The sequence below is a fragment of the Micromonospora saelicesensis genome (assembly GCF_900091575.1).
Lineage (GTDB): Bacteria > Actinomycetota > Actinomycetes > Mycobacteriales > Micromonosporaceae > Micromonospora > Micromonospora saelicesensis.
The window spans coordinates 129,177-140,192 of record NZ_FMCR01000008.1 but is presented as its reverse complement, the minus strand read 5'-3'; the positions used below and the strand labels follow the sequence as shown (position 1 = coordinate 140,192).

The window sequence follows — 11,016 nt, the reverse complement described above, 5'->3', positions numbered from 1 at the left end:
CGCCCACTCCGCCACTCATGATCACTTGATGACCGGTAGTTGCCGATAGATCCTCGCGACTGCACACCATCAAGTGATCATGGGTGGCGTGGGGTGGCGACGCCGGGCCGGGCATGGGTGCGGCGGCTCAACGACCCCCAGATCGTGCTCGATCCAGGAAATAGGCCCTTCCCTGGGCACGATGCCACTACATCCAGGACCGAGCACGATCATGCGGAGAGTGGTCCTGCGGAGAGCTGGCAGCCGTGGAAGGGCGCGCGGATACGCCGGAGGTCGCCGGGGCTGTGCCCGGCGACCGCTCGTCGCGGCGTACGGCCCGCCTCAGCGGCGGGACCGGCTCAGCGGTGCCCCTCCGGGCGCTGCCGCCACCTGTCCTCCATGCGGTCCAGCAGTGACGACCGGCGACCGGATCGGCCACCGCGGGGACGACGACGACTCGTCGTGCCGCCCACCACGTGCAGGTCGGGTGACTGCGCCCGCCGGTGCGACTGCACCGCGAACGCGGCCGACGCCAGCATGACGACGAAGCCCGCCACCGCCAGCGGTGGAGTCTTGATCACCGCGCCATAGACCAGTAGAGCCAAGCCAGCGATGATGACGCCGGCGGCGACGAGCAGGCGACGCCGCGCATGGAAGCGCGGATCGCTGGCGCGCACGGCCGAGGCGAATTTGGGGTCCTCGGCAAGCGACCGCTCGATCTGCTCGAACAGCCGCTGCTCGTGCTCCGAGAGCGGCACGGCACTCCTCCCCGGTCACGTTGGTCGGGCCCACTCGGGCCGACAGACCGTGGCAGCCAACCGGCTGCTTACCCGCAAGTCTACGAGGGGGGTCGCGCGTCGGAAAGCGGGACGACCTATGGGCGGGGTGGATTTTCGTTTCGACGGGGATCACGGTCGCCCATCAGACTGGCCGGACCTATGACGGACCGCCCGAAACGGGCAGCGGCGGCGTCCGCGGCAGCTTCCGCTTCGCGCCAGCCACGCTCGGGCGCGCCGAGGGTGAGTTGTCGGGGAGCGCCCTGCGCCGGGGCGAGCCCTTCCACCCGGACACCGACGAGTCGGATCCGCTCGCCCGGGTCCAACGCGGTGTAGAGCGCCCAGACCGTGTCGAACATCTCGCGGGCGGTGTCGGTGGGAACGTCGAGGGTGCGAGATCGGCTGACGGTGCGGAAGTCGGACAGCCGGACCTTGAGTGAGACGGTGCGCCCGACCTGCTCCGAGCCGCGCAATCGGACACCGACCTTCGCGCTGAGCGCGAGCAACGCACGGCGGATCTCCAACGGGTCGGCCACGTCGACGTCGAAGGTCACCTCGGCGCCGATCGACTTGTCGACGTGCTCGGGGCTGACCCCGCGCGGGTCGCGCCCCCAGGCCAACTCGTGCAGGTGGGATGCCGAGGCGGCACCGACGGCTCGGCGGAGCATGCCCACCGGCGCCTCGGCGAGGTCGCCGACGGTGGTCAGGCCGAGCCGGCGTAGCGCCTCGGCGGCGCGCTCCCCCACCCCCCACAGCGCGTCCACCGGCAGCGGGTGCAGGAAGTCGAGGACCTGCCCGGGGGGCACGACCAGCAGGCCGTCCGGCTTGGCCCGGGTGGAGCCCAGCTTGGCCACGAACTTGGTCGGCGCCACCCCGACCGAGCAGGTCAGCGCCTGCTCGTCGGCGACCCGGCGACGGATCAGCCGGGCGATGGTGGCCGGGGAGCCGAAGAGCCGACGGGCGCCGGTCACGTCGAGGAACGCCTCGTCGAGGGAGAGCGGCTCGACCAGCGGCGTGACGTCCCGGAAGATCTGCATGACGGCCCGGGAGGCGGCCGTGTAGGCGGAGAAATCCGGCGGCAGGTAGACCGCGTGGGGGCAGCGGGCCCGGGCCTGACTGGTCGGCATCGCGCTGCGGACGCCGTACCGGCGGGCCTCGTAGCTGGCCGAGCTGACCACCCCGCGCGGGCCGATGCCGCCGACGACCACCGGCCGGCCGCGCAGCTCGGGGCGGCGACGCACCTCGACGGCGGCGAAGAAGGCGTCCATGTCGACGTGCAGGATCGGGCTGGCGGAGTCGTCGGCGTCCGGCCCGAAGCGCGGATCGTCGCCCCGGGGCAACGACTGGCTGCGGCCCATCCCGGCAGGTTAACCCGGAGGTACGACACCACCATCGGCCAGCGGGCCGAACCGTCCCCGGGTCAGCCCCGCACGACCAGCAGCGGCACGGTCAGCTCCGCGGCGGTGTCCGACCCGTGGTAGGCCACCAACTTCGACGCCATCGGCCGCTCGGTGCGACTGGCCATGACCGCGTACGTGTCGTTGCAGATCACCACCACGTCGCCGATCCGGCCCAGGTGCTCCTCGGGCACCGGCCCGAACCAGCCGGTGGCCACCACCTCGTCGCGGGTGCGTACCCGGGCCGTGGCGCCCAGCACCTCCAACCAGGCGGCCCGCACGTCGTCGACCGCGCCCGGCTCGACGTGCAGGTAGCGCACCCGGGCCTCGCCGGCCACCAGCCGCACGCCGGCGCGCAGTCGCGGATCGGTGTCCAGGTCGAAGCGGTGCGCGGCAGGGACGTCGAGCTGCCCGTGGTCGGCGGTCACCAGCAGCGCCGCGTCCGGCGGCAGCCCGTCGACCAGTCGGGCGACCAGGGCGTCCACCTCGGTGGCGGCGACCCGCCAGGGTGCCGAGTCGACGCCGCTGACGTGGCCGTGCCGGTCCAGGTCGGCGTGGTAGCCGGAGACCAGGGTGGGCCCGGTGCCGGCGGCCAGCGCGGCCAGCATGGCGGTGGCCACCGCGTCCCCGCCAGCGGCGCCCCGGAAGTCGCCACCCCGGTTGGCGGCCACTGTCAACCCGCTGCCGCCGAACTCCGGCCGACTCACCACTGTCGTCGTCACGCCGGCGGCGCGGGCCCGCTCCAACTGGGTGGGCACCGGCTGCCAGTGCAGCGGCGACGGATCGGCGGCCCAGTCGGTGTGGGTGAGCACCCGATCGGTGCCGGGCACCCGCACGGTGAAGCCGAGCACGCCGTGCGCGCCCGGCGCGACACCGGTGCCCAGTGACACCAGGCTGGTCGGTGTGGTGGACGGAAAACCGGCGATGAGCGGTCGGGCCACCGTCGCGGCGAGCCCGGCGAGGGTCGGCGCGTACGGCGCCGCGGTCGGCAGCTGGTACCACCCGAGCCCGTCGACGAGCAGAACGGCGATCCGGCGTACCCCGGCCAGCGCGGGCCGGAGCCCGAGCGGGTCGGCTGAGCCGGGCACCCCGAGCACGGCCAGCGCGCTGGGCAGCACGTCGGCGAGGCGGCCGCCGCCGTGGTCCGGCCCGAGGATCTCCAGCGGCGCCGGCCGGCCACCGGGCGCGGCGGTCATGCCGGCCGGCGGGCGAACAGGTGCAGTTGGGCGGCCAGGTCCCGGTACGGCGGTTGGGCGGCCAACGCCCGTTCCAGCTCGACCACGGCGGCGGACTGCCCGTCGGCGACCGCGGCCGGCAGCAGGTCGGCGAGCACGCGTACCCCGTGGATCTCCTCGACCACCAGCCCGGCGGCGCCGAGCAGCGCGGCGGCGCCGGGGGCGTCGTAGCGTCGGCGCAGCGTGTCGCGCGGGCCCGCGGTGCCGGCCGGATCGGCGGCCAGGGTGGTCGCGACGTCCAGGTGCCCGTTCATCGCGCGACCCAGCACGGCGGCGGCTCGGCCGGCCACCAACACACTGGCCGCGCCACCCGGGCGCAGCGCGGTGGCCAGCGCGGTCACCACCGGCGTCGGGTCGTCGACCACCTCCAGGACGGCGTGGCAGAGCACCAGGTCGACGCCGGCCGGCTCGACCAGCCCGGCGAGGGCGTCACCGTCGCCCTGCACCGCGGCGATCCGGTCGGCCACACCGGCCTCGGCGGCGCGGCGGGTGAGCGCGGCGAGCGCGTCGGGGCTGGCGTCGACGACGGTAACCCGATGCCCGGCGCGGGCCAGCGGAACGGCGAAACCGCCGGTGCCGCCGCCCACGTCCAGCACGGTGAGCTCGGCATCGCCGCGCCGGTCCAGCTCGGCGCGGAGCACCGACCAGATCACGGCGGTGCGGGGTGTCAGCGGCGGCTCGGCGAACCGGCCTCGGGTCTGCTCCACCCGGTCGAGCCTAGTCACCCGGTCAGCCCTTGCGGCCGGTGGTGGCGATGCCCTCGACGAAGTGCCGCTGTGCCAGGAAGAACAGAATGATCATCGGGAGGGTGGCCAGCACACTGCCGGCGAGCACGACCTCCCACTGTTGCTCACCGCCGTAACCGAACCGGTCCAGCACCACCTTGAGACCGCGCGGCAGGGTGTACAGCTGCTCGTTGCGCAGGTAGATGAGCGGCTTGAGCAGATCCGTCCAGCTGGCCTTGAACTCGAAGACGAAGGCGACCAGCAGCGCCGGCCGGATCAGCGGAAAGGCCAGCTTCCAGAACAGCTGCGGGTAGCTCGCTCCGTCCATCCGGGCGGCCTCGAAGTATTCCCGGGGCAGCGAGAGCAGGAACTGTCGCAGCAGGAAGATGTAGAAGGCCGAGCCGAACAGGTTGCCGGCCCAGAGCGGCACCTGGGTGTCGGTCAACCCCAGGTTCGACCAGATCAGGTACGTGGGGATCATGGTGACCGCGAACGGCAACATCATTGTCGCCAGCACCAGCCCGAAGAGCAGGTTGCGGCCGGGGAAGCGGAAGTAGGCGAAGCCGAACGCCACCCAGGCGCTGGAGAGGGTCACCGCGGCGGCGGCGGCCAGCCCGACCACCACACTGTTGCCGAACCAGGTCAGCAGCGGCACGGCCTGCCACGCCTCGGCGTAGTTCTCCGGGGCGAACGGAACGGGCAGGAAACCGGGGGCGAAGACGTACTCGCGGGGGCGCAACGAGGCGCTGACCAGCCAGACGAACGGCAGCATGAAGAGCACAGCGGCGCCGACCAGCGCCGCCACGAACAACACCCGATGCCAGATCGGCCGGCGGGCCGGCTCGGCGGGCGGGCGGCGCGCCGCCGACCGGCCCGGCTGGAGGCCGGGTACCGGTGCGGCGGCGCCCCGTTCGACGGCGGTCGTCACGACTGGTCCCCGGCTGCTGGATCCTCCTCCGCCCGAGACCGTCGGGCGTTGGCCACCGGACCATCGGTGATCTGGTACTCGCGCGGCTCAAGGTGCTGCTCGGGCACCCAACCGTTGGTCAGTCGGGTCCGTCGCGCGTTGGCCACGCCGTTGTGGCCCATCATGCCCGTCACTTGTCTTCTCCCTCGTAGTACACGAACCGGTTGCTGAGTTTCACCTGTATCAGAGTGATGATCAAGATGATCACGAAAAGTAGCCACGCCATCGCCGAGGCGAAGCCCATGTGCAGGAACTGGAACGCCTCCTGGAACAGGTGGATGACGTAGAAACTGGCCGCATCGCTGTTGAACGTGTTCTGGGTCTCCCTGTTGCCGAAGTACATGGTGTAGACCTCGGTGAACATCTGCAGCGACGCGATCGTGTTGACGATCAACGTGAAGAACAGCGCGCCCGAGATCATCGGCAGGGTGACCGACCGGAACCGGGCCCAGGGGCCGGCGCCGTCGATGGCCGCCGCCTCGTACAGGTCGCGGGGCACGTTCTGCAACGCGGCCAGGTAGATGATCACAGTGGAGCCGAGGCTCCACAGGCTCATCAGGATGATGCCGGGCATCACCCAGTGCGGGTCGGTGGTCCAACTCGGACCCGCGATCCCGACCAGGCCCAGGGCGCGGTTGATCAGGCCGTCCTGGGTGTTGAGCAGCAGCAGGAACAGGATCCCGACCGCCACCGCCGGGGTCATCACCGGCAGGTAGAAGACCGTCCGGAAGAAGCCCTGCAACCGGCCGACCCGCTTGAGCAGCAGCGCCAGCCCCAGCGAGATGAGCATCACCAGCGGGACGTGCAGCGCCGTGTAGTAGACCGTGTTGCCGAGACTGCGGGCCACCGCCGGGTCGCTCATCAACTGCCGGTAGTTGTCCAGCCCGGTGTACTCCGGTGGATTGATCACGTCGTACTCGGTGAAGCTCAACCAGAGGCTGGCGAGCATCGGCCCGGCGTAGAAGATCAGGAACCCGATGATCCAGGGCGCCAGGAAGAGGTACGCCCAGCGGGCCTCCCGCCGGGCCAGCGGCGTACGGTGCCGCCGGCCCGGGACGGGAGGGGTGACGGTGGCCATCGTGGGTTACTTCGCGGCCTTGTCGAGCGCCGCGGTGGCCTCCCGCTGCGCTCGCTGCAACGCCTGCGCCGGCTGTTCCTGGCCGGCCAGGACCCGGTTCACCGCGTCGTAGTACGCCTTGTCGAACTCGGCGCCGGCCGGCGAGGCGGGCAGCGCGAACGCGGCGTCCTGCACCGAACGGATGGTCGCCACCGCGTCGTCGAAACGCTTGTTGCCGGTCGGCTGGTACAGCTCGTCGAAGATCTTCTTGTCGGCCTCGGCGTTGGCGGTGTAGACGCCGGTGAACGGCTGGCCGGCGGCCTTGCGCGCATCCACCCGGGCCTTCGCGGCGGCCAGCCAGGTGTCGGTGGCGGTCATCTTCTTGACGAACGCGCACGCGGCGTCCGGGTTCTTCGCGCCCTTGGTGATCACCCAGGCCTGCCCCGCGGACTGGGTCAGCGGCTTGCCCTGCCGGTCCACGAACGGCTTGACCACCAACTCGGCGTTCGGGGAGTTCTTGGCGGCCTGGTTGAGGAACCACTCCTCCATGGGCCACGCCACGATCTGGTTCTTCGACAGCGGGTTCTGGGCGCCGAAGAAGTCGAAGGTGTCCCGGAACGACTTGAAGGCGCCCCAACCACCCTGCTGCTGGATCAGGTTGACCCCGGTGGTCAACGCCTCGATCACCTTGGGATCGTCCAGCTTGGCGGCGCGACCGTCGGCGGAGAGCATGTCGACGCCGTTGGCCTTGGCCCACATTGGCAGGAACTCGGGAATCTTCGGGTCGATGCCGATCCGGCCGAGCCGACCACCGGAGACCGAGGCCAGCTTGGCGTTGAGCGCGGGCAACGCGGCCCAGTCGGCCAGGTTGACCTGGTCGGCGGTGAGTCCGGCCTTCTTGAGCAGCCCCTCGTTGAGGTAGACCACCCGGACGGTGGAGAACTCCGGGATGCCGTAGACGGTGCCGTCCAGGGTGACCTGCTCACGGGCGGCGGGCCGGTACTGCCCCAGGTCGATGTCCTGCTTGTCGACGCACTGGGTCAGCGGCTGGATGGCGCCCCGCTTGGCGTACGTGCCGATCAGCTTGCGGTCCATGTAGACCAGGTCCGGCGGGTTTCCGGAGGCGACCGCGGAGAGGAACTGCTGCTCGTCGAACGCGCCCTCGGTGACCTTCAGCTCGACGTCCGGGTTGTCCCGCTTGAACGCGTCCACCCGGGTGGTGGCGATCTCGTCGGAGAAGCCGAAACCCATGGTGCTGAGCGCACCCTTGGTGGCGGTGCCCCCGCCCCCCTCGTCGTTACCGCCGCCACCGACTCCTCCACAGCCGGTGAGTGCCAGGGTGAGCACCCCGGCGAACGCGGTCGTCCGCAGCTTCCGTGACATGAGGCCCTCCCGAACAGGTCCCGGGCTACCTTGCCCGCGACCTGCACTTCTCCTCGAACGGTGGGGTTCAAACGTGGGAATCCGACGATCAGCGAAAGTCACGGGACGCGGGGCTGACTGGTGGCTCGATGGCGTCCAGCCGGTCGGCGACCAGGTTGGTCACCCCCTCGTGCCGCTGCAACCGCCCCCGGACAACCAGCGCGGCGCTGGTCCGCGCCACCCGCCGGTAGCGCTGCCACAGCCCCGGCGAACAGGTGACGTTCAGCATCCCCGTCTCGTCCTCCAGGTTGAGGAAGGTGACCCCGCCCGCCGTCGCCGGGCGTTGCCGGTGGGTGACGATGCCACCGACCCGGATCCGCTGCCCCGGCTCCACCCGGCCGAGCCGGGCGATCGGCACCGCGCCGAGCACGTCGAGCTGACCCCGGATGAACCGGGCGGGGTGGCTCTCCGGCGACAACCCGGTGGCCCACACGTCGGCGACCAGCCGGTCCACCGCCTCCATCCCGGGCAGCGTGGGCGCCGCCGCACCGGTCACAGTGCCGGGCAGCCGACCCGGCCGGTCCTGGGCCGCCGCACCGGCGGCCCACAGCGCCTGCCGCCGGGTCAGCCCGAAACAGGCGAAGGCGTCCGCGGTGGCCAACGCCTCCAACTGCGCGGCGGTGAGACCGAGCCGCCGGGCCACATCCGGCATGTCCCGGTACGGCCCACCGGCGACCCGTTCGGCCTCGATCCGTTCGGCCACATCGGCACCGAGGGTCCGCACACTGGACAGACCGAGCCGGACGGCGGGGCCGCCCAGCCCCCAGGCGTGCGGCGGCTCCCCCGGCCCGCTGCCCCACCGGGTCTCCGGGGTCGACTCCAGCACCGCCAGAGCCCCGCTGGCGTTGATGTCCGGACGACGGACCTCCACCCCGTGCCGGCGGGCGTCGTCGACCAGGGTCTGCGGCGAGTAGAAACCCATCGGCTGGGCGTTGAGCAGCGCGGCCAGGAACGGCGCGGGGTGGTAACGCTTGAGCCAGGAGCTGGCGTAGACCAGGTAGGCGAAGCTCATCGCGTGGCTCTCCGGGAAGCCGTAGCTGGCGAACGCGGTGAGCTTGCGGTAGACGTCGTCGGCCAGCTCACCGGTGATGCCCCGCTCGGCCATCCCGGCGTAGAGCCGGTCGGCGATCCGGGTCATCCGCTCGACCGACCGTTTGGCGCCCATCGCCCGGCGCAACTGGTCGGCCTCGGCCGCGTCGAAGCCGGCCAGGTCGATGGCGAGCTGCATCAGCTGTTCCTGGAACAGCGGCACACCCAGGGTCTTCTCCAGGGCGTTGCGCATCAGCGGATGCGCGAAGGTCACCGGCTCCTGGCCGTTCTTGCGCCGGATGAACGGGTGCACCGAACCGCCCTGGATCGGGCCGGGGCGGATCAGCGCCACCTCGACCACGAGGTCGTAGAACTCGCGGGGCTTGAGCCGGGGCAGGGTGGCCATCTGGGCCCGGCTCTCCACCTGGAACACCCCGACCGAGTCGGCCCGGCAGAGCATGTCGTAGACCTCCGGGTCGTCCAGGGTCATGTCGCCCAGGTCGAGCCGGGACCCGATCATGTCGTAGCCGTAGTGCAGGGCGGAGAGCATGCCCAGACCGAGCAGGTCGAACTTGACCAGGCCCACCGCGGCGCAGTCGTCCTTGTCCCATTGCAGGACGCTGCGCCCGGGCATCCGCCCCCACTCCACCGGGCAGACCTCGATCACCGGCCGGTCGCAGATCACCATGCCGCCGGAGTGGATGCCCAGGTGCCGTGGGAACGTCTGCAACTCGTTGGCGTACTCCACCACCTGCTCGGGGATGTTCTCGACATCGACCGTGGCGACCGAGCCCCACCTGTCGATCTGCTTGCTCCAGGCGTCCTGCTGCCCCGGCGAGTAGCCGAAGGCCTTGGCCACGTCCCGCACTGCCGACCGGGGCCGGTAGGAGATGACGTTGGCGACCTGGGCGGCGTGCTCCCGGCCGTAGCGGGTGTAGACGTGCTGGATCACCTCCTCCCGGCGGTCGGACTCGATGTCCACGTCGATGTCGGGTGGGCCGTCCCGTTCCGGGGCGAGGAACCGCTCGAAGAGCAGTTGGTGCCGGACCGCGTCCACATTGGTGATCCGCAACGCGTAGCAGACCGCCGAGTTGGCCGCCGAACCCCGACCCTGGCAGTAGATGTCCTGGTCACGGCAGAACGTGACGATGTCGTAGACCACCAGGAAGTAGCCGGGGAAACCCAGCTCCTCGATCATGTTCAGTTCGTGGTCGAGTTGCGCGTACGCCGTCGGGTGCGCCTGCGGCGGCCCGTAGCGCTCGTGCGCCCCGTCAGCGGTCAGCTTCCGCAGCCAGCTCATCTCGGTGTGCCCCGGCGGCACCGGGTACGCCGGTAGCTGCGGCGCGACGAGCTGGAGGTCGAAGGCCAACTCGGCGCCGAACTCGGCGGCCCGCGCCACCGCACCCGGGTACGCGGCGAACCGGGCCGCCATCTCCGCGCCGCTGCGCAGGTGGGCGGTGGCAGCCGCGGGCAACCAGCCGTCGATCTCGTCCAGGCTGCGTCGGGCCCGGACCGCGGCGACGGTGGTGGCCAGCCGACGCCGGCCGGGGCTGGCGTAGTGCACGTTGTTGCTGGCCACCGTCGGCAACCCGGCCGCGGCGGCCAGCTCGGCGAGCGCGTCGTTACGATCGGCGTCGATGGGATGGCCGTGGTCGGTCAGCTCCACGGCCACCGTCTCCGCGCCGAAGAGCGCGGTCAGCCGGTCCAATTCGCGGGCCGCCGCGTCCACCCCCTCGGTGAGCAGCGCCCCCGGCACGTGCCCCTTGCGGCAGCCGGTCAGCACCAGCACATGGTCACGCAGCTCGGCGGCGACCTCCTCCAGGTCCCCGTAATCCGGGCGGCCCTTCTCCCCGCCACGTAGCTGGGCGCGGGCGATGGTGGTGGCCAACCGGGCGTACCCCTCGTGGCCGTGCGCGAGCACCAGCAGGTGCGCGCCGTGCGGGTCGGGCTCGCCGTTCTGCGGGCCGGGCAGGCCGAGGGACAGCTCCGCGCCGAAGATGGTCGGCAGGCCCAGCGTACGAGCCGCCTCGGCGAAGCGGACCACCCCGTAGAAGCCGTCGTGGTCGGTGACGGCGAGCGCGGTGAGCCCCAGCCGGGCCGCCTCCTCGGCCAGCTCCTCCGGGTGGCTGGCGCCGTCGAGGAAGCTGAAGTTGGTGTGCGCGTGCAGCTCCGCGTAGGGCACCACGCCGTCGGGGCGGGTCAGCTCCGGTGGCTGGTACTGCTCGCGGCGGCGGCTCCAGGCCGGGGAGTCGCCGCCATCGGCGTCCACGGCGAGCGGGTCCACCACGTGCAGGTGCCGCTCTTCGCGCGACCGCCCACCGCCCGACCGGCCGGAGCCGCCGCTGGCCCGCCCGGAGAGCACCTGCTCCAGCTCCGACCAGGGCATCTTCGGGTTGTGGAAGCTCATCGAGCATCCGCCTCCGACCTGG

The 11,016-nt window shown here is 71.7% G+C and carries 9 protein-coding genes; all 9 read right to left on the bottom strand.

Features of this window, described 5'->3' with window-relative positions; all coding sequences use genetic code 11:
- Positions 1 to 338: 338 nt before the first annotated feature.
- The 9 genes from GA0070561_RS29065 to GA0070561_RS29030 all read right to left on the bottom strand — a co-directional run bounded on the left by GA0070561_RS29065 (position 339) and on the right by GA0070561_RS29030 (position 10,994).
- A complete protein-coding gene (locus GA0070561_RS29065) occupies positions 339 to 737 on the bottom strand; it encodes a DUF3040 domain-containing protein (protein ID WP_088988398.1) in 399 nt (132 codons plus the stop codon).
- Between the two features lie 116 nt (positions 738 to 853).
- Positions 854 to 2,113, bottom strand: coding sequence for a DNA polymerase IV (locus GA0070561_RS29060; protein WP_091407663.1), 1,260 nt, complete (start codon positions 2,111 to 2,113; stop codon positions 854 to 856).
- A 62-nt stretch (positions 2,114 to 2,175) separates the two neighbouring features.
- Complete coding sequence (locus tag GA0070561_RS29055; RefSeq protein WP_091407660.1) at positions 2,176 to 3,348, bottom strand: alkaline phosphatase family protein; 1,173 nt, start codon at positions 3,346 to 3,348, stop codon at positions 2,176 to 2,178.
- Positions 3,345 to 4,112: a methyltransferase domain-containing protein gene (locus GA0070561_RS29050; RefSeq protein ID WP_091407658.1), complete on the bottom strand. Its 768-nt coding sequence runs from the start codon at positions 4,110 to 4,112 to the stop codon at positions 3,345 to 3,347. Before GA0070561_RS29050 ends, GA0070561_RS29055 begins: the two co-directional genes overlap by 4 nt.
- A gap of 4 nt (positions 4,113 to 4,116) precedes the next feature.
- Positions 4,117 to 5,040, bottom strand: coding sequence for a carbohydrate ABC transporter permease (locus tag GA0070561_RS29045; RefSeq protein ID WP_091407655.1), 924 nt, complete (start codon positions 5,038 to 5,040; stop codon positions 4,117 to 4,119).
- Positions 5,037 to 5,213 (bottom strand): hypothetical protein, encoded by a 177-nt coding sequence (locus GA0070561_RS33820; protein WP_167362520.1) that lies wholly within the window; start codon positions 5,211 to 5,213, stop codon positions 5,037 to 5,039. Before GA0070561_RS33820 ends, GA0070561_RS29045 begins: the two co-directional genes overlap by 4 nt.
- Positions 5,210 to 6,157 carry a carbohydrate ABC transporter permease gene (locus tag GA0070561_RS29040; RefSeq protein ID WP_091407653.1) on the bottom strand — a complete coding sequence of 316 codons (948 nt, stop codon included), beginning with the start codon at positions 6,155 to 6,157 and terminating at the stop codon, positions 5,210 to 5,212. Before GA0070561_RS29040 ends, GA0070561_RS33820 begins: the two co-directional genes overlap by 4 nt.
- 6 nt (positions 6,158 to 6,163) lie before the next feature.
- A complete protein-coding gene (locus tag GA0070561_RS29035) occupies positions 6,164 to 7,519 on the bottom strand; it encodes an extracellular solute-binding protein (RefSeq protein WP_091407650.1) in 1,356 nt (451 codons plus the stop codon).
- Between the two features lie 88 nt (positions 7,520 to 7,607).
- The gene (locus GA0070561_RS29030; RefSeq protein WP_091407647.1) at positions 7,608 to 10,994 is read right to left on the bottom strand and encodes an error-prone DNA polymerase; all 3,387 of its coding nucleotides are present in this window, start codon (positions 10,992 to 10,994) and stop codon (positions 7,608 to 7,610) included.
- Positions 10,995 to 11,016: the final 22 nt, after the last annotated feature.